Here is an 18003-nt window from a genome sequence, read left to right as displayed (position 1 = left end):
TCCAGCAGGAACCCACATGAGCGACATTCTCGACCGAATCATCGCCGTCAAGCGCGAAGAAGTCGCGGCGGCCATGCGCAGCACGCCGCTCGAGGCACTGAAACTCGACGCATCGGCGCGCGACCTGCGCGACTTCGTCGGCGCGCTGCGGGCGAAGCATGCGGCCGGCAACGCCGCCGTGATCGCCGAAATCAAGAAGGCGAGCCCGTCGAAAGGCGTGCTGCGCGAGCATTTCGTGCCGGCCGACATCGCGCGTTCGTATGCGGCGCACGGCGCCGCGTGCCTGTCGGTGCTGACCGACGAGCAGTTCTTCCAGGGCGGCGTGCGCTATCTCGAGGAAGCGCGCGCGGCCTGCTCGCTGCCGGTGCTGCGCAAGGACTTCATCGTCGACGCATACCAGATCGTCGAAGCCCGCGCGATGGGCGCCGACGCGATCCTGCTGATCGCCGCCGCGCTCGACACGCCGCTGATGCAGGATCTCGAAGCGTATGCGCATTCGCTCGGGCTCGCGGTGCTGGTCGAAGTACACGACCGCCACGAGATGGAACAGGCGCTGACGCTGAAGACGCCGCTGCTCGGCATCAACAACCGCAACCTGCGCACGTTCGAGACGTCGATCCAGACCACGCTCGACATGCTCGACATGATTCCGGCGGACCGCATCGTCGTGACCGAATCGGGCATCCTGTCGCGCACCGACGTCGACACGATGCGCGCGGCGAACGTGAACACGTTCCTCGTCGGCGAAGCGTTCATGCGCGCCGACCAGCCGGGCGAGGAACTCGCACGGATGTTCTTCTGATGGCGATCGAAAAGGAAATCAAGCTCGCGCTGCCGGCCGGCCAGGCCGACGCCGCGCGCCGCTTCTTCGAGACGCTGACCGGCGAACCCGGCCACGCGATCACGCTCGCGAACGTCTATTACGACACGCCCGATCTCGCGCTGGCGCGCTCGAAGAGCGCCGTGCGCGTGCGCCGCACGCCGGACGGCTGGCTGCAGACGTTCAAGACCGTCGGCAGTGCGGAAGGCGGCCTGCACCGCCGCCACGAATGGGAACTGCCGGTCGCCGGCGACGCGCTCGAAATCGACGCGCTCGTTGCGGCTTGCGACGTGCCGGAAGCCGCCGCCGCGCTGAATGACGCGGCCGGCGCCCTGTACGCGCTGTTCCGCACGGATTTTTCGCGTACGCTGTGGCGCATCGCAATCGGCGGCGCAACGGTCGAAGCCGCGGTGGACCTCGGCGAGATCGTCGTCCAGGCAGAGCGCGACACGCGCCGCGAACCGATCAGCGAAATCGAACTCGAACTGATCGACGGCCCGGAAACGGCGCTCGCGACGCTCGCCGCCGAACTGCAGCAGGCGCTGCCGGGCCTCGTTCCCGAAAACATCAGCAAGGCGCAGCGCGGCTACCGGCTGCGCGCGCAATAAACACGCATCACGCATGGCAACCCGCAAGACTTCCCGCGCGCCGCAACAGGCGTCGCTGTTCGACGATCCCGTGCCGGAAACGGCACCGGCCGACCTTCCGTCCCCGGCTTCCGAGCCGCCCGCGGCCGCGCGCAAAGCCGCGAAGAAAACCGCCGCACCGGCGTCCGCGCCGGCCCCGGCCGCCGCGGCACCGCAGTCCGTTGCCGCCGACGTACCGCATCTCGCCGCGCAATTCGACGCGCTGCCGGCCGTCTGGCGCGACGTGCTGAAGCCGTTCATCGACAGCGACGCGTACGCGCCGCTGTGCCGCTTCGTCGACGACGAGCGCGCGGCCGGCAAGACGGTCTACCCGACCGACGTGTTCCGCGCGCTGCGCCTGACGCATCCCGACGACGTGAAGGTCGTGATCCTCGGCCAGGACCCGTACCACGGCGACGATCGCGGCACGCCGCAGGCGCACGGCCTCGCGTTCTCGGTGCCGCCGGCCGTGCGCACGCCGCCGTCGCTGCGCAACATCTTCAAGGAAATCGCCGCGAACTTCGGTCACGACACGCCGCGCCACGGCTGCCTCGATACGTGGGCGCGGCAGGGCGTGCTGCTGCTCAACACCGTGCTGACGGTCGAGCGCGGCGCGGCCGCGAGCCACGCGAAGCGCGGCTGGGAACAATGCACGGACACGCTGATCCGCGAACTCGCCAACCGCCATCGCGGGCTCGTGTTCATGCTGTGGGGCGCACATGCGCAGGCCAAGCGCGCGCTGTTCGATCCGAGCGAACACTGCGTGCTGGAGGCGCCGCACCCGTCGCCGCTGTCCGCGCACCGCGGTTTCCTCGGCTGCCGCCATTTCGCGCTCGCGAACGACTATCTGGTCGGCGCGGGCCGCGCACCGATCGACTGGCGCCTGCCGGACGTGGCCGAAACGTTCGCGTAACGGCCTCGGCAGCCGGTTCGCCAGCTACCCCACCGCATGCAAAAACGCCGCGTCCCTTTCGGGGCGCGGCGTGTTTTATCGGGCGACGCAGCGGGTGCGTCGCACCCGCGTCGAGCTTGCGCGTTACGCGGCGGCAATCGCTTCGCGTGCGCTGGCCAGTGCGGCGCTTTGCGCATCCGGACCGAGATTCAGGCCTTCCGCATGGATGAAATTCACGTCGGTCAGGCCGATGAAGCCGAGGAACGAACGCAGGTACGGCGTGTGGCTGTCGTTCGGCGTACCGAGGTACTTGCCGCCGCGGGCCGTCACGACGTGAACCTTCTTGCCCTTGATCAGGCCTTCCGGACCGTTCTCGGTGTAACGGAACGTGACGCCTGCGCGGGCGATCCAGTCGAAATACGTCTTCAGTTGCGACGAGACGCCGAAGTTGTACATCGGCGCGCCGATCACGATGATGTCGGCAGCCTGCAGTTCGGCGATCAGTGCATCGCTCTTCGCGACGATCGCATTCTGTTCCGCGGTGCGCTTGTCGGCCGGCGTGAAGAACGCGCCGAGCACCGATTCGTCGAGGTGCGGCAGCGCATCGGCCAGCAGGTCACGAACCACGACGTTCGCGCCGGGATTCGATTGTTGCAGCTTTGCCGTCAGTTCGTTGGCCAGCAGCGTGGATTGCGCACCTTGCGAACGCGCGGCGGAATTGATTTGCAGAATGGTCGTCATGTCAGGCTCCAGTGGGGTTGCGCTTCGGTAGCGCGAGTGACGCCATTGTGCGTGGCCATATGACCGCGAAAAAGCGGGTTCAGGGCGACGGATTGTTGCAACAACGGAACAATCCTTGATCGCGCCCCGATACCCGCGTGCGTCCGCTTACCCCTTCAGCCAGGCTTCGCGGGCCTTCGTGGCCACAGCCGGCTTCGCGGCCGCCGTCAGCCGGTAGCGGGTGACTTCCGGGCCGTCGAGCTTCAGCTTCGCGGTACGCAGCTCGTCGCGGCGGAACGCGTGAACCTCGACCTTGTCGCCCGGCCGGTAGCGGGCCAGCAGCGCATCGAGGTTCGTACCCGTCACGCGCAGGCCGTCGACCGCGATCAGCGTGTCGCCGGCCGACAACCCCGCGCGATGCGCGGCGCCGCCTTCGTAGACCGCCGCCAATGTGCAGTCCGCGCCGCCGCGCGGGCGCGCGCCGATCGTCGGTTTCGCGGCAGCGCCGGTCGCGACGTCGGGGGTCAGCGTCACGCCGAACGGCGCGAGCAGTTCGGCGAGCGGCAGGTCGCGCGTGCCGTGCACGGCGTCGGCGAACAGGCGGCCGAGCGCGACGCCCGTCGCCTCTTCGATCAGCGTCTCGACTTCGTTTTCCTCGACGCCCGCCTGCTTGCCGCGATAGAAGTCGCGGCCGTAGCGTTGCCACAGCAGGCGCATCACGTCGTCGAGCGACTTGCGGTTGCGCGTCTGCGCGCGGATCGCGAGATCGAACGCCAGCGCGACGAGCGAGCCCTTCGTGTAATAGCTGACGATCGCGTTGGTCGCGTTCTCGTCCTGACGGTAGTACTTGATCCACGCGTCGAACGAGCTTTCCGCGACGCTCTGCTTGAGCCGGCCCGTGCCGCGCAGCACGCCGCCCACGGTGCGGCCGAGCGCCGCGAAATAGTCGTCCTGCGACATCAGCCCGCTGCGGACCAGCATCAGGTCGTCGTAATACGACGTGAAGCCCTCGAACAGCCACAGCAGCGACGTGTAGTTCTCGCGGGTGAGGTCGTACGGCACGAACGCCGCCGGCTTGATGCGCTTCACGTTCCACGTGTGGAAATACTCGTGGCTGCAGAGGCCGAGATACGTGCGATAGCCTTCCGTCGTTTCCGGTCGCCCCTTCACCGGCAGGTCGGTACGGTTGCAGATCAACGCGGTCGACGCGCGATGCTCGAGGCCGCCGTAGCCGTCGCTGACCGCGAGCGTCATGAACACGTAGCGCTCCATCGGCGCCTTCTTCGACTTCGGCTCGAACAACGCGATCTGCGCCTCGCACACCCGCTTCAGGTCGTTGCGCAGCCGCTCCAGGTCGAGCTGCGTCACGCGCCCCGCGATCACGATGTCGTGCGGCACGCCGTGCGCGTCGAACGTCGCGAGCGCGAATTCGCCGATCGTCACCGGATGGTCGGACAGCTCGTCGTAGTTGGCCGCGCGATATGCGCCGAAACCGTAGCGCCGGGTGCCGCCCGCTTCGGGCAGTGCGGTGCCGACGCGCCAGGTGCGGAACGCCGCGCCGGCCGGTTTCGCGATATCGACTTCGCACGGCGCGTCCTCGCGACCGGCGACGCTCAGGAACACGGCCGTCGCGTTGAAGAAGCCGCCCGATTCGTCGAGATACGCGGAGCGCACCGACAGGTCCCATGCATACACGTCGTAACGCAGCGTCAACGCGCCGGTCACGGGCGCGGCCTGCCACGTGTGCTTGTCGGTCTTCGCGATGCGCACCTTGCGGCCCGCGTCGTTGAACGCACGCAGCGTCACGATGTTGCGCGCGAACTCGCGCACGAGATAGCTGCCCGGAATCCATACCGGCAGCGAGAAACGCTGGCCTTCGGGATCGGGATCGGCAACCGTCACCGTCACTTCGAACAGGTGCGCGGCAAGATCTTTCGGGACAATCGAATAGCGGATCGGCTGGGTCATCGTGGCAATCGGTCGGTCGAATACGGCGGCGAAAACGAAGAGAGGCGCCGGCAGATCATGCGGGCGCCCCTCGCTGGCCGGGCCATGCGCCCGGCGTGCAGTCGGTTACTTGCTCGAGGCGAGCGCCTGGTTGAGCTGGTCGGCCGATACCGCGCCCGGCAGGCGGCGGCCGTCCGGCAGGAAGATCGTCGGCGTACCGGTGACGTTCATCCCACGGCCGAGCGCGAGGTTCTTGTCCAGCGCGCTGGTATCGCAGGTACCGGCGCCGGACGGCGCACGGTGGTCGAGCATCCAGCTTTCCCACGTCTTCGCGCGGTCGGTCGCACACCAGATCGCCTTCGACTTCGCGGTCGAATCCGGCGACAGCACCGGATACAGGAACGTGTAGACGGTCACGTTGTCGACCGACTGCAGCGTCGTCTCGAGCTTCTTGCAGTACGGACAGTTCGGATCGGAGAACACCGCGATCTTGCGGGCGCCGTTGCCCTTGACGACCTTGATCGCATTCGCGAACGGCAGGCTCGCGAAGTCGATCTTGTTGATTTCGGACAGGCGGGCGTCGGTCAGGTTCTTGTGCGTCTTCGCGTCGACGAGATCGCCGAGCAGCACGTAGTCGCCCGCCGCGTCGCTATAGATGATCTGCGAGCCGAGGTTCACTTCGTAAAGGCCTGCAACCGGCGATTTCGACACGCTCTTGATCGGCGCGTCGTTGCCCAGCCGGGCCTGCAGCGTAGCCTTCAGCTTGTCGGTGGTCTGGTCGGCCTGCGCGGTGCAGCCAAGCGTCGCCATCGTGACGGCCAGCGCCAGCGATGCGATGCGGATCGTTTTTTTCATTGAAATCTTCCTTCAGCTCAATCGGAGTGCACGGCACAGTGTACGCCGTAACGGAACCGTCTCCGACCGGCGCGGTGGCGGAAGGTTCGCTCAGCCGAGCGCGGCCGACACGAGCCAGCGCTTCACGAGCGGCTGCGCGCCGACGAACGCCATGCCCGCATTGCGCACCGCCTTCGCGAGCGAGCCCGGCACCGCGAACAGCCGCTGCAGGCCGTCGGTCGCGACCATCAGCGCGCGGATGTCCTCCCGACGCGAACGCTCGTAGCGGCGCAGCAGCACCGTATCGCCGAGGTTGCGGAAGCTTTCCTTGCCCGCGATCGCATCGGCGAGCGCGGCGACGTCGCGCAATCCCAGGTTCATCCCCTGCCCCGCGAGCGGGTGGATCAGGTGCGCGGCATCGCCGACCAGCGCGACGCGCGGCGCGATCAGCTTGTCGACCGTCTGCAGCGCCAGCGGGAAGCCGGCGGCCGGCGTCACGCATTCGAGCGCGCCGACCTGGCCGTGCGACACGCGCTCCACCTCGGCCGCGAGCTGCGCCGGATCGAGTGCGAGCAGTGCGTCCGCGTGCGCGGTGTGCGCGGACCACACGAGCGACACGTGGCCGTCCGGCAGCGGCAGCAGCGCGACGATCTCGCCTTCGTGAAACCATTGGTACGCGGTCTCGCGGTGCGGCAAAGATGCCTTGAAATTCGCGACGACGCCCGTTTGCCGGTAGTCGCGCCGCTCTACCCTGGCCCCCATTTGGGAGCGCACCCACGAATGCGCGCCGTCGGCGCCGACGACGAGATCGGCTTCGAGCACCTGTCCCGACGACAGTGTGAGCACGGCCGCGTCGTCGCGCACGTCGAAGCCCTGCGCACGCGCGTCGAACCACGTCAGGTTCGGCTGGAAGCGCAGCGCGGCGTCGAGCGACGCCTCGACCAGCGACGATTCGGCGATCCATGCGAGCTGCGGCACGGACGCCTGATACGCGGAGAAATGCAGTTCGGCATGCGCATCGCCATACACGCGCATGTCGTAGACGGGCGCGAGCCGGCTGTGGTCGAGCGCCTGCCAGACCCGCAGCCGCTCGAGCAACGCCTGCGAGCTGGACGACAGCGCGTAGACGCGCGTGTCGAACGCGAGATCCGCGGGGCGCGGCGTGGCCGGCTGGGCGAGCAACGCGGTCTTGTAGCCGGACTGGGTCAGCGCGAGCGCGGCCGTCTTGCCGACGAGCCCGCCGCCGACCACGGCGACGTCGAAGGAGTGGTGGGCAGTCATGGCGGGCATTATAGCCGCGGGGCCAAACCCTTACGCGGCCGGACTTTGCGGGAAATCAGCAGAATCGCAGCCCGGTGCGCCGGCGCGGCGGCCCGCCGCATCGGCCGTTCGGCGCCAGCCCGGAATCCGGGCCGCCGGCACGGTACAATAGCGTCTTTGACCGTCGGCCCGCCGCGCTCCACGCGCCGGCCGCCCTTTTTTCCCGCGCCGCCGTGCCTTGTCCGGCCGCGCCGCCTCACCCGTCCGAAGGATTCCATGAGTCTCAAATGCGGCATCGTCGGCTTGCCCAACGTCGGCAAGTCCACCCTGTTCAATGCGCTGACCAAGGCCGGCATCGCCGCCGAGAACTACCCGTTCTGCACGATCGAGCCGAACGTCGGCATCGTCGAAGTGCCGGATACGCGCCTGAAAGCGCTCTCCGAGATCGTCAAGCCGGAGCGTGTCGTGCCGGCCGTCGTCGAGTTCGTCGACATCGCGGGCCTCGTCGCAGGCGCGAGCAAGGGTGAAGGCCTCGGCAACCAGTTCCTCGCGAACATCCGCGAAACCGACGCGATCACGCACGTCGTGCGCTGCTTCGAGGACGAGAACGTCATTCACGTCGCCGGCAAGGTCAGCCCGATCGACGACATCGAAGTGATCAACACCGAACTCGCGCTCGCCGACCTCGGCACCATCGAGAAGGCGCTCACGCGCTATTCGAAGGCGGCGAAGTCGGGCAACGACAAGGAAGCGGCGAAGCTCGTCGCGGTGCTCGAAAAGGTGCGCGCGCAGCTCGACCAGGGCAAGGCCGTGCGCGGCCTCGCGCTGTCGGACGACGAACAGGCGCTGATCAAGCCGTTCTGCCTGATCACCGCGAAGCCGGCGATGTACGTCGCCAACGTGAAGGACGACGGCTTCGAGAACAACCCGCACCTCGAGGCGGTGCGCAAGTACGCGGAAAGCGAAAACGCGCCGGTGGTCGCCGTATGCGCGGCGATCGAGGCGGAAATCGCCGATCTCGACGACGCGGACAAGGAAGCCTTCCTTGCCGACATGGGCATGGAAGAGCCGGGCCTCGACCGCGTGATCCGCGCAGGCTTCAAGCTGCTCGGCCTGCAGACCTACTTCACCGCGGGCGTGAAGGAAGTGCGCGCGTGGACGATCCACATCGGCGATACCGCGCCGCAAGCGGCGGGCGTGATCCACACCGACTTCGAGCGCGGCTTCATCCGCGCGCAGACGATCGCGTTCGACGACTTCGTCACGTACAAGGGCGAGCAAGGCGCGAAGGAAGCCGGCAAGATGCGTGCGGAAGGGAAGGAATATGTCGTGCACGACGGCGACGTGATGAACTTCCTGTTCAACGTCTGAGGGAAACGAGCCGAATCGCCACGTTTCACGCAGTACGAAAAACCGTCAAGGCCTGCTAAAAGCGGGCCTTTTTTGCTTTTTTAGCGACGTCGACGTCACTAACAAGGCATCATGCCTGATATGTCGAGACTCATTGAGAAAAATATTGAGAGGAAACCATGTCGATTACCATCAGCACTGCAACTGCGGTCGCAAAGCAGCTAGCAGAAAAAGAAGCCTTAAAGATGGCGACTCAGTATTTCAAGGACCATCTGATCGGCCGATGGAGCGAATATCGAGCCAACAGGTTTTTCGACGCCTTGCTCGACGAGATCCGTAAGGAAAAGGACGTTCGATTCGAGTCTGCGGATCTTAACGATATGCTTCGCGCCATGTCGAATAGTGATAAGAAAACGACCGCACTCTTCGACGCGTACCGACGAGTCGCACTGTCGGCGTCCAAGGATATCGGTCCGATGATCATCGGAATGTTGACCGCCAACATCGTGCTCGAAGACCGCGAGGCCACCCCTGATGAAGAATTGATTTTCCAGGGTGCGGAAACGCTAAACGATCACGACTTCCTTGGTCTTACTTCGTGGCTAGCTCGCCGTCAAAGTGATAAGCACGATTTAGAACAGAATGGCATGGTTATTGAGTTTGGCTCTATGGAGATTTCGACCGATCGAGTCTCACCTTCAACCACCGCGCCCAAAATCCATTACGACATGCCGGATTTAGCTGACATGGGCATCTTTTTGTTGAAGCTAAAGAATCTCGGACTATTGTCGGAAAAAATTGCTCGGCGAGAAGATCCAAGAATGCTCGGTAGAACGCATTACCACATCGTCGTAAGCAAAGCGTGTATGCAACTTGAGCGACTAGCGGCGCGGGCCATATCGGCGACCGTCTAAGACGCAAGGCATGGCTGGCGTAACAGGCGAACGGCCGTGATGACGCTCACCGCGATGCACGAACGGCACACGGATCGACGAAAGGTAGACTGCCACGCCTGCATCATTGCACCGGCCTCGAGCAGGCCAAGAACAGCAATATCTTGACTCAGCGCCGCGCGCCGCCACATGTCCTCAAGGCCCGCGCGATGCGGACCTTGTGTCTGGAACAGTCGCCGAACCTTCGACCGCACGTTTCGCCGTCGGTCGCTTGCTCCTACTCAGCAATCTTCAGCGTCCCGGACATATGCAGGAACTGTCCGTCCTTCATCGCGATGTTCGTATCCACCGCGCCGCGTTCGAAATCCTCGACGTGCACGACGTTCGAGCCGGTGGACGGCTCATGCCAGTACACCATGTACACCTGCGGACGGACCTCGCGCGCCGTGTACTGCACCGTATCCGTCACGCCCTTGAATTGGCCGGCCGTGCCGACGAACGACATCGTCCTGTCGTCCTTGAAGTTCAGGTCGAACGCGGTAGCGCCGAACTGCACGCGCACCGTCTTGCCCGCCGCGGGGAACGGCGCCGGCGCGGGCCACTGCATCTCGCCCTTGGCAACTTTCGCGCTCAGCTCGAGCGACGGCTTCTCGCCGAGATCCGGGTAGCGCGCCTCCATCGCCGCGATCAGCGTCGTCGAATCCTTCGCGCGCGCCGCTTCCTGGTCGAACGCCTTCACGTAATTCCGCGTGAACGCGACGCCCGTGGTGAACGGCTGGCCGCCGTCGCGATTCGGCAGGAAATGGCCGGGCACGACGCGCGCCGGCTTCAGCGCATCGATCCGGTCGAGCGTCGCCAGCCAGTTCGCGTGCGACAGCGGCGTCTGCGTGTCGGCCATCCAGACATGAATGTTCGCGGCGACCGGGATGCCACCGACCACGGTCCGCGCGGAAGGAATCCACACGAACGTGCGATCGGGCGTCGGGCCGTCGAGCCCGACGATGCGCAGCGGCTCGCCGTCGACGCGCAGCGTATTGCCGTCGAGCGGCTGCGGCACGATCACCGAAGCCGGCGCGTTGTCCTTCAGGATCGGGCCCCAGTAGGCGAGCTTGCCGTCCTTGCTGGCCTCGATCGCGGCGACGGTCTGCGGCGTCGCGACGATCTTCGCATCCGGGAACGCCGCGTGAATGGTTTCCAGCCCGAAGTAATAGTCGGGGTCGCTGTGGCTCACGTAGACGGCCTTGAGCGTCTTGCCGCTCGCCTTGATCCGGCTCACCAGCGCCTGAGCGTCGTTGCGCTGGAACTGGGCGTCGATCAGGATCGCCTCGGTCTTGCCCGAAACGATTTCGGACGAAACCGGGAAGATCGCATGCGCGCCCGGATTGTAGACATCGACGGTCAGCGGGGCAGCGATGCTTGCGGATGCGGCGCCGAGCAGCGCAGTCGCCGCGAGTGCGGAAGAAAACAGATGACGGATCGACATGGTCGGACTCTTGATTGGTGGTGAGCCCGTAGAATAAGTGAAACTGTCTCGGTAACAAATATCCCGCTTGTCGATGATTTATCTCCCAGCAGGAATGAATCGACCGCGACGCGGCCGTCCGAGCGGACGCCGGCCGGGCCGTTACCCGGTAATCCTTGATGAACAAAAAAAGCCCGGCCGGCACACGCCGGTCGGGCCACGATACTTCCGGGCCGTATCACTCAGGTGCTATCGGATCCGGCCGCTCGCGCGCTCACGTCGCCGACACCCGCCGCCCGGCGTTCGCCTGCGCATCGCGCCCACGCTTGTTCAGCCACGACGCGAACAGCACGATCAGGGCAAGCACGGCCGTCGCGCCGACTTCCATCCGGTGCTCCTCGCTGACGAACATCACGGTCAGCGTGCCGCAGATGAACAGGATCACGGCCCACGTGAGCCACGGGAACAGCCACATCCGCAGCGTCAGGTCGGCGCCGCCCGCTTCGAGCGTCTTGCGCATCCGCAGTTGCGAGATCGCGATCACGAGATACACGAGCAACGCGATCGCGCCCGACGTCGCGAGCAGGAAGCCGAACACCTGCTCCGGCATCAGGTAGTTCGCGATCACGGTCAGGAAACCGAACGCGGTCGACGCGAGCACGGCCGCGCGCGGCGTGCCGGTCGAATCGGTGCGATGCAGGAAGGCCGGCGCGTCCTTGCGCCGGGACAGCGAGAACAGCATCCGCGACGCGGTGTACAGCGCCGAATTCAGGCAGCTCGCGACCGACACGAGCACGATCACGTCGATGATCGCCTTCGCGTTCGGGATGCCGATCAGCTCCATCGCGCGCTGATACGAGCCGTGCTTCGGCAGCAGCGGGTCGTTCCACGGCACGATGGCCGCGACGACGAGGATCGAGCCGAGATAGAACAGCGTGATACGCCAGATGACCGAGTTCGTCGCGCGCACGATCTGGCGTTGCGGGTTGTCCGATTCGGCGGCCGCGATCGTCACGATCTCGGTGCCGAGGAACGAGAACATCGTCGTGAGCATCGCCGCGAGCACCGCGCTCGCGCCGTGCGGCATGAAGCCGTCGTGCACGAACAGGTTCGACACGCCCGACACGGACGGCGCAGGAATGATGCCGACGATCGCCGCGCCGCCGATGCAGAGGAACACGACGATCGCGACGACCTTGATCAGCGCGAACCAGAATTCGAATTCGCCGTAGTTCTTGACGGAAAAGAGGTTGGTGATGGTGAGCAGCAGCGTGATGCCGAGCGCGAAGATCCACGTCGCGATGCCTGGGAACCACGCATTGAGAATGGTCGCGGCGGCGGTCGCCTCGATCGGGATCACCAGCACCCAGAACCACCAGTACAGCCAGCCGATCGTGAAGCCGGCCCAGTGGCCGATCGCGCGATCGGCATAGGTCGAGAACGACCCGCTGTCCGGATGCGCGACGGCCATTTCGCCGAGCATGCGCATCACCAGCACGACCAGCACGCCCGCGATCGCATACGCGAGTATCGATGCCGGCCCGGCTTCCGCGATCGCGTGGCCGGAGCCGACGAACAAGCCCGCGCCGATGACGCCGGCAATCGACATCATCGTCACGTGACGCTGCTTCAGGCCGGTGCCGAGGCCTGTGTTGCTTCCACTCATCTGTCTCTCTCCAAAAAACGGTTCCGATACGACCGGGTGTCGCGTGAAGGCGGCGCGGGGAGTTGTCGTTCTTGAATCCGGCTGCGACCGCGCGTGCGTCGCACGCGGGCATGGGCCGGATGGGGCCGTTCCGGCCGGGTCGTCCGCGCAGTCTGCGAAGCTGCGGGTGCGATGCGGCGCACCGGGCGCCGGCGCATCGCGTACGCCCGTTCCGTCGGCTGTCGTCAGCCGCCTTCGAAGCGAAGGAGTGTAAGCATCAAACGGTTCTTCACTAAGAACCAATTGAAGCATTTCGATGGAACCACTCGTTGCATCGATGCGAACCGATGCAACGCTTGCTCCGGTTCGGCCGCGCCTCGCGCGCCGGGCGCGCCGTTCAGTTCGCGTCGCGGGCGGCGGCTTCGTTCCGCCACTGCGCCGGCACGATTGCGTGCCATTCTCGCAGAAGCAGGTTTTTCACGGCGTCCGGATGCGCAGCCGACAGGCGCACCAGCACGATCGGCCAGCCGACATAGTGATCGGTCACGTAATACACGTCGGGCGCCGATTCGATCAGCCACGCGCGCTCGTCGGGGCCGACGCCCTTCACGACGAGCGTGTCGCCGTCCTCGCGCAGTCGCGCGAGCAGCTTGCCCTTCACCTTGAGAGCGGGCGTGCCGTATGACGTACCTTCCTCGACGCCGCGCCACGCCAGTGCGATCTGCCGGACTTCGTCGAATGTCACGATGCCTCCCCGACCATGCGTCGATGGTTGACGATCCGGCCACCCTACCGGAAATCGCGCGACGCACCCAGCCTCGCGGCGCTATCCGCCGGCCGCGCGGGCGGCGGCCGGCGCACGCCCGGTGGTCGCGACGATCGCGAACGCGATCGCATTCGCGGCGGCGCTCGCGAGGATCGGCACGAGATAGCCGCCGCCCGCATCGTAGACGAAGCCGGCGGCGGCCGGCCCGACCAGCGTGCCGAACGCGACGCTCGTGTACAGGATGCCGATGATCGCGCTCACGTTGCGCCCGCCGAAATAGTCCATCACGACCGCCGGCAGCACGGCGACCCAGCCGCCGTAGAACACGCCGAACACGAGCGCGAACGCAGCGAGCGTCGCAACGGTGCCGGCGCCCGCCCACGCGACCAGCGCGACGGCCATGCCCGCGAACATCGCGAGCAGCGACGCGCGGCGGCCGAAGCGGTCGGCGAGGCCGCCGAGGAAGAAGCGGCCGGCCGTGCTGCCGACGCCGATCGCGCCGAGCAGCAGCACGGCCGTCGATGGCGCGACGCCATGATCGAGCGCGTACGGCACGAGGTGAACGAACGGGACGAACACGCCGAACGAGCAGACGAGGCAGGCCGCGTAGAGGCTCGCGAACGGCCGCGACGTGACGGCTTCGCGCACCGTCGCGCCGGCTGGCGCGTTCGCGGCGGCCGGGGAAGCACCGGCATGCCGGCCGCCGCCGTCACGGGCGACCTCGCCGTCCGGCAGCAATCCGCGCCCACGCGGGTCGTTCTCGATCAGCAGCGACATGCCGGCCCCCAGCACGAGCGCGATCGCGGCCAGCGTGAAATACGCGCCGCGCCAGCCAACCTGCGCGATCAGCGCGGAGGCGAGCGGCGGCATCACCAGCGTGCCGACGCCGATCCCCGCGACCGCGAGCCCCGACGCGCGCCCGCGCCGACGCACGAACCAGCGCTGCACCGCGCCGACGGCCGGCACGTACGCGCAGCCGACGCCGAACCCGACCCCGAGCCCGTACGCGACGTAGACCTGCAGCAGCGTGCGCGCCGCGCCGGCGGCCGCGAGCCCCGCGCCGGTCAGCAACATCCCGACCACGGCGAGCCGCCGCGAGCCGAAACGATCGGCCAGCGGCCCGCTGACGATGCCGAAACCGAAGTACAGGAAGCCGGCGAGCGAGAACACGAGCGAGATCTGGCCACGCGACGCGGCGAAATCCCGCTGCAGCGACTCGACGAACGCGCTGAACGTGTACGCGCTGCCGAATCCGACGAACGTGACGGCGAACGCAGCCGCCACCACGTACCAGCCGTAGAAAAGGCGCGATGCGCCCGGGCGATTCATGACGATGCTCCTTTCGGGTTCCACCGGCTGCCGGGCGGCGTCCGGATTGCCTCGTGGATATAGTTGAACTATGTTGATCGCATCGGCCGCCGGCGGGCAGCCGTGAAACGGACGATCCGATGCGTCAACGGTACTCGCGCGTACGCGTCGTCTCAAACGATATTTCGTCGACCTTTCGCTTTAGAAAAACTGAATGAACCGTTCGCGCCTGCCGCCGCTCAATGCGTTGCGCGCCTTCGAAGCCGCCGCCCGCCACCTGTCGGTGAAGTCGGCGGCCGAGGAGCTGTCGGTCACACCCGGTGCGGTGAGCCAGATGATCCGCACGCTCGAGACGCATCTCGGCGTGCAGCTGTTCGAGCGCGTGAACCGCGGCATCCTGCTGACGGCCGCCGGCCGCGACTACCTGCCGCCCGTGCGCAACGCGTTCCGGCAGATCGCCGACGCGTCGCAGCGCGTGTCGGGCGCCGCCGACAGCGGCGTGCTGACCGTGAGCGTGACGCCGTTCTTCGCATCCGCGTGGCTCGTCCCGCGCCTCGCGCAGTTCCGGCAGGCTTGCCCGGACGTCGACCTGCAGGTCGTCACGAGCCACGCGCTCGCGGATTTCGCGCGCGACGGCGTCGACGTCGCGATCCGTCACGGCCTCGGGCGCTACATCGGGCTCTGCAGCGAACGGCTGCTGACGGTGGAAATCGTCGCGCTCGCGTCGCCCGACCTCGTCGCGCGGCTCGGCATGCCGGCGACGCCGGCCGAGCTCGTCGGCTGGCCGCAACTGCACGACGCCGAACGCAAGGGCTGGCACATCTGGTTCGGCGCGCAGCGAATCGACGATTTCGGCCCGCCGCGCGGCCCCGCGTTCGACGACTCGGGCCTGCTGCTGCAGGCGATCGTCGCCGGCCAGGGCGCCGGGCTGCTGCCGGCGGCGATGGTGCGCGGCGAACTGGCGAGCGGCCGGCTCGTGCAGCTTGCCGACGTCGCATGGCTCGACGATTTCGCGTACTACCTCGTCTATCCGCCGCATCACGCGGAACGGCCGAAGGTTGCCGCGTTCCGCCGCTGGATTCTCGATGCCGCGCAGGCCGACGGCGCGGCGTCGATGGCCGGCGCGGCGTAGCGTCGCGCGGCGCCCCGGCGCCGATCCGCTAACATGCGGCGCGGGCCGTCGGCCCGACATCGATAACAACGAACAGAACGAGAGAGACCATGCGTGCCCTGCTTCGCCGCGCGACCCACGTCGCGACCCTGTCCGCCGCGCTTTTCGTCGCGTGCACCGCGTTGCCGCCTGCCGCGCACGCCTATCGCGCGTCGCCCGGCTACGGCGACGAAGCCGATCTCGACCGTCACGACACCTATCGCAACCGCGACGGCGAAACCGTGCATGCGCCCGCGCATTCGAAATCGGGCCGCGTGCCGGACGGCGCGAGCGCGCGCTGCCGAGACGGCACGTACAGCTTCAGCCGCCACCGGCGCGGCACCTGCTCCGGGCATGGCGGCGTCGCCGCGTGGCTGTGAGCGCGGGTCGGCCGAATGGCCTGCGCGGTGCCAGCGGCAGCCGGCGGCGAAGTACAATACGCGCTCGCACCGCCGCGCCCCGCGCGGCACGCTCCGTACCGAATCACCCGACGCCGCCAGCCCGCGCGCTGCGCGGCCGTCTCAACCACTTCTGACTTTCACACCGAAATGGCCCAATACGTTTTCACGATGAACCGGGTCGGCAAGATCGTGCCGCCCAAGCGCCAGATCCTGAAGGACATCTCGCTGTCGTTCTTTCCCGGCGCGAAGATCGGCGTGCTCGGCCTGAACGGCTCGGGCAAGTCGACGCTGATCCGCATCATGGCGGGCGTCGACAAGGACATCGAGGGCGAAGCCACGCCGATGCCGAACCTGAACATCGGCTACCTGCCGCAGGAGCCGCAGCTCGACCCGACGAAGACCGTGCGCGAAGCCGTCGAGGAAGGCCTCGGCGACCTGTTCCAGGCGAACAAGAAGCTGGAAGAAATCTACGCGGCCTACGCCGAACCGGACGCCGACTTCGACGCGCTCGCGGCCGAACAGGCGAAATACGAAGCGATCCTCGCGTCGAGCGACGGCGGCAGCCCCGAGCAGCAGCTCGAAGTGGCCGCCGACGCGCTGCGCCTGCCGCCGTGGGACGCAAAGATCGAGCACCTGTCGGGCGGTGAGAAGCGCCGCGTCGCGCTGTGCAAGCTGCTGCTCGAGAAGCCCGACATGCTGCTGCTCGACGAACCGACCAACCACCTCGACGCCGAATCGGTCGACTGGCTCGAGCAGTTCCTGGTGCGGTTCCCGGGCACCGTGGTCGCCGTCACGCACGATCGCTACTTCCTCGACAACGCGGCCGAGTGGATTCTCGAACTCGACCGCGGCCACGGCATTCCGTGGAAGGGCAACTACAGCAGCTGGCTCGACCAGAAGGAAGAGCGCCTGAAGCAGGAAGAAGCGTCGGAATCGGCACGCCAGAAGGCGATCAAGAAGGAACTGGAGTGGGTGCGCCAGAACCCGAAGGGGCGTCAGGCGAAGTCGAAGGCGCGTATCGCGCGCTTCGAGGAACTGAGCAGCCAGGAATACCAGAAGCGCAACGAAACGCAGGAAATCTTCATTCCGGCCGGCGAACGCCTCGGTAACGAAGTGATCGAGTTCAAGAACGTCAGCAAGTCGTTCGGCGATCGCCTGCTGATCGACAACCTAAGCTTCAAGATCCCGGCCGGCGCGATCGTCGGCATCATCGGCCCGAACGGCGCCGGCAAGTCGACGCTGTTCAAGATGCTGACCGGCAAGGAACAGCCGGATTCGGGCGAAGTCGTGATGGGCCCGACGGTGAAGCTCGCGTACGTCGACCAGAGCCGCGACGCGCTCGACGGTTCGAAGACGGTGTTCGAGGAAATCTCGGGCGGCGCCGACGTGCTGACGGTCGGCAAGTACGAAACGCCGTCGCGTGCATACATCGGCCGCTTCAACTTCAAGGGCGGCGACCAGCAGAAGATCGTCGGCAACCTGTCCGGCGGCGAACGCGGCCGCCTGCACCTCGCGAAGACGCTGATCTCGGGCGGCAACGTGCTGCTGCTGGACGAACCGTCGAACGACCTCGACGTCGAAACGCTGCGCGCGCTGGAAGACGCGCTGCTCGAATTCGCGGGCTCGGTGATGGTGATCTCGCACGATCGCTGGTTCCTCGACCGGATCGCGACGCACATCCTCGCGTTCGAAGGCGATTCGCAGGTCACGTTCTTCGACGGCAACTACCAGGAGTACGAAGCCGACAAGCGCGCGCGCCTCGGCGAGGAAGCCGCGAAGCCGAAGCGTCTGCGCTACAAGCCGATCAGCCGCTGACCGGTGCGGCCCGGGCATCCGGCCTCGCGCTCACGCGGGGCTGGACGCCGAAGGTGATCGAAGGAGGCCGCATCCGGAACGGCACAACGAAAAAGCGGGCCCATGGCCCGCTTT

General features: G+C 66.8%; 16 protein-coding genes. 8 read left to right on the top strand and 8 right to left on the bottom strand.

What is annotated here, in order from left to right:
• Positions 1-16 precede the first annotated feature (16 nt).
• Genes trpC through DFS13_RS25275 form a run of 3 tightly spaced genes read left to right on the top strand, consistent with a single transcriptional unit; the run spans position 17 to position 2359 of the window.
• Complete coding sequence (gene trpC, locus DFS13_RS25285; RefSeq protein ID WP_048989068.1) at positions 17-802, top strand: indole-3-glycerol phosphate synthase TrpC; 786 nt, start codon at positions 17-19, stop codon at positions 800-802.
• Positions 802-1428: a CYTH domain-containing protein gene (locus tag DFS13_RS25280; RefSeq protein WP_006482076.1), complete on the top strand. Its 627-nt coding sequence runs from the start codon at positions 802-804 to the stop codon at positions 1426-1428. The genes trpC and DFS13_RS25280 overlap by 1 nt, the downstream gene beginning before the upstream one ends.
• 13 nt (positions 1429-1441) lie before the next feature.
• On the top strand, positions 1442-2359 hold the full coding sequence (locus tag DFS13_RS25275; protein ID WP_048989067.1) for a uracil-DNA glycosylase: 918 nt from the start codon (positions 1442-1444) through the stop codon (positions 2357-2359).
• Positions 2360-2482: 123 nt separating this feature from the next.
• Here DFS13_RS25275 and DFS13_RS25270 read toward each other — a convergent pair whose 3' ends face one another.
• From DFS13_RS25270 to DFS13_RS25255, 4 genes are all read right to left on the bottom strand, one after another.
• The gene (locus DFS13_RS25270) at positions 2483-3079 is read right to left on the bottom strand and encodes an FMN-dependent NADH-azoreductase (RefSeq protein ID WP_006482079.1); all 597 of its coding nucleotides are present in this window, start codon (positions 3077-3079) and stop codon (positions 2483-2485) included.
• 147 nt (positions 3080-3226) lie between these two features.
• On the bottom strand, positions 3227-5026 hold the full coding sequence (locus DFS13_RS25265) for a M61 family metallopeptidase (protein ID WP_048989066.1): 1800 nt from the start codon (positions 5024-5026) through the stop codon (positions 3227-3229).
• A gap of 105 nt (positions 5027-5131) precedes the next feature.
• On the bottom strand, positions 5132-5860 hold the full coding sequence (locus tag DFS13_RS25260) for a DsbC family protein (RefSeq protein WP_006482072.1): 729 nt from the start codon (positions 5858-5860) through the stop codon (positions 5132-5134).
• Between the two features lie 90 nt (positions 5861-5950).
• The gene (locus tag DFS13_RS25255; RefSeq protein WP_043204516.1) at positions 5951-7129 is read right to left on the bottom strand and encodes a UbiH/UbiF family hydroxylase; all 1179 of its coding nucleotides are present in this window, start codon (positions 7127-7129) and stop codon (positions 5951-5953) included.
• 246 nt (positions 7130-7375) lie between these two features.
• On the opposite strand from DFS13_RS25255, the gene ychF reads away from it, so the two are divergent.
• Positions 7376-8470 carry a redox-regulated ATPase YchF gene (ychF, locus tag DFS13_RS25250; protein WP_006482062.1) on the top strand — a complete coding sequence of 365 codons (1095 nt, stop codon included), beginning with the start codon at positions 7376-7378 and terminating at the stop codon, positions 8468-8470.
• Positions 8471-8628: 158 nt separating this feature from the next.
• Positions 8629-9363, top strand: a complete 735-nt coding sequence (locus DFS13_RS25245; protein WP_048986037.1) for a hypothetical protein — start codon at positions 8629-8631, stop codon at positions 9361-9363.
• A gap of 256 nt (positions 9364-9619) precedes the next feature.
• Here DFS13_RS25245 and DFS13_RS25240 read toward each other — a convergent pair whose 3' ends face one another.
• From DFS13_RS25240 to DFS13_RS25220, 4 genes are all read right to left on the bottom strand, one after another.
• Entirely contained in the window at positions 9620-10825 is a 1206-nt protein-coding gene (locus tag DFS13_RS25240; RefSeq protein ID WP_048986036.1) for an MBL fold metallo-hydrolase, read from the bottom strand.
• 253 nt (positions 10826-11078) lie between these two features.
• Positions 11079-12470 (bottom strand): GABA permease, encoded by a 1392-nt coding sequence (gabP, locus tag DFS13_RS25235; RefSeq protein ID WP_006482059.1) that lies wholly within the window; start codon positions 12468-12470, stop codon positions 11079-11081.
• 376 nt (positions 12471-12846) lie between these two features.
• Entirely contained in the window at positions 12847-13194 is a 348-nt protein-coding gene (locus tag DFS13_RS25225) for an MmcQ/YjbR family DNA-binding protein (RefSeq protein ID WP_006482050.1), read from the bottom strand.
• 81 nt (positions 13195-13275) lie between these two features.
• Positions 13276-14544, bottom strand: coding sequence for an MFS transporter (locus DFS13_RS25220; protein WP_048991856.1), 1269 nt, complete (start codon positions 14542-14544; stop codon positions 13276-13278).
• A gap of 193 nt (positions 14545-14737) precedes the next feature.
• On the opposite strand from DFS13_RS25220, the gene gcvA reads away from it, so the two are divergent.
• From gcvA to ettA, 3 genes are all read left to right on the top strand, one after another.
• Positions 14738-15655 carry a transcriptional regulator GcvA gene (gene gcvA / locus DFS13_RS25215; RefSeq protein WP_006482065.1) on the top strand — a complete coding sequence of 306 codons (918 nt, stop codon included), beginning with the start codon at positions 14738-14740 and terminating at the stop codon, positions 15653-15655.
• An 89-nt stretch (positions 15656-15744) separates the two neighbouring features.
• Entirely contained in the window at positions 15745-16053 is a 309-nt protein-coding gene (locus tag DFS13_RS25210; protein ID WP_006482070.1) for a DUF3761 domain-containing protein, read from the top strand.
• A 168-nt stretch (positions 16054-16221) separates the two neighbouring features.
• On the top strand, positions 16222-17889 hold the full coding sequence (gene ettA, locus DFS13_RS25205; protein ID WP_006494122.1) for an energy-dependent translational throttle protein EttA: 1668 nt from the start codon (positions 16222-16224) through the stop codon (positions 17887-17889).
• The last annotated feature ends 114 nt before the right edge of the window (positions 17890-18003 follow it).

Origin of the sequence: Burkholderia sp. 28_3, assembly GCF_003253915.1 — a bacterium.
GTDB classification, from domain to species: Bacteria; Pseudomonadota; Gammaproteobacteria; order Burkholderiales; family Burkholderiaceae; genus Burkholderia; species Burkholderia cenocepacia.
The sequence above is the reverse complement of the archived record's forward strand: the minus strand, read 5'-3'. Positions and strand labels throughout refer to the sequence as shown.

What these genes read in the sequence shown, in the direction of transcription:
- trpC (WP_048989068.1), top strand. Translation starts at nt 17, where the DNA reads ATGAGCGACATTCTCGACCGAATCATCGCCGTCAAGCGCGAAGAAGTC.
- DFS13_RS25280 (WP_006482076.1), top strand. Translation starts at nt 802, where the DNA reads ATGGCGATCGAAAAGGAAATCAAGCTCGCGCTGCCGGCCGGCCAGGCC.
- DFS13_RS25275 (WP_048989067.1), top strand. Translation starts at nt 1,442, where the DNA reads ATGGCAACCCGCAAGACTTCCCGCGCGCCGCAACAGGCGTCGCTGTTC.
- DFS13_RS25270 (WP_006482079.1), bottom strand. Translation starts at nt 3,079, where the DNA reads ATGACGACCATTCTGCAAATCAATTCCGCCGCGCGTTCGCAAGGTGCG.
- DFS13_RS25265 (WP_048989066.1), bottom strand. Translation starts at nt 5,026, where the DNA reads ATGACCCAGCCGATCCGCTATTCGATTGTCCCGAAAGATCTTGCCGCG.
- DFS13_RS25260 (WP_006482072.1), bottom strand. Translation starts at nt 5,860, where the DNA reads ATGAAAAAAACGATCCGCATCGCATCGCTGGCGCTGGCCGTCACGATG.
- DFS13_RS25255 (WP_043204516.1), bottom strand. Translation starts at nt 7,129, where the DNA reads ATGCCCGCCATGACTGCCCACCACTCCTTCGACGTCGCCGTGGTCGGC.
- ychF (WP_006482062.1), top strand. Translation starts at nt 7,376, where the DNA reads ATGAGTCTCAAATGCGGCATCGTCGGCTTGCCCAACGTCGGCAAGTCC.
- DFS13_RS25245 (WP_048986037.1), top strand. Translation starts at nt 8,629, where the DNA reads ATGTCGATTACCATCAGCACTGCAACTGCGGTCGCAAAGCAGCTAGCA.
- DFS13_RS25240 (WP_048986036.1), bottom strand. Translation starts at nt 10,825, where the DNA reads ATGTCGATCCGTCATCTGTTTTCTTCCGCACTCGCGGCGACTGCGCTG.
- gabP (WP_006482059.1), bottom strand. Translation starts at nt 12,470, where the DNA reads ATGAGTGGAAGCAACACAGGCCTCGGCACCGGCCTGAAGCAGCGTCAC.
- DFS13_RS25220 (WP_048991856.1), bottom strand. Translation starts at nt 14,544, where the DNA reads ATGAATCGCCCGGGCGCATCGCGCCTTTTCTACGGCTGGTACGTGGTG.
- gcvA (WP_006482065.1), top strand. Translation starts at nt 14,738, where the DNA reads ATGAACCGTTCGCGCCTGCCGCCGCTCAATGCGTTGCGCGCCTTCGAA.
- DFS13_RS25210 (WP_006482070.1), top strand. Translation starts at nt 15,745, where the DNA reads ATGCGTGCCCTGCTTCGCCGCGCGACCCACGTCGCGACCCTGTCCGCC.
- ettA (WP_006494122.1), top strand. Translation starts at nt 16,222, where the DNA reads ATGGCCCAATACGTTTTCACGATGAACCGGGTCGGCAAGATCGTGCCG.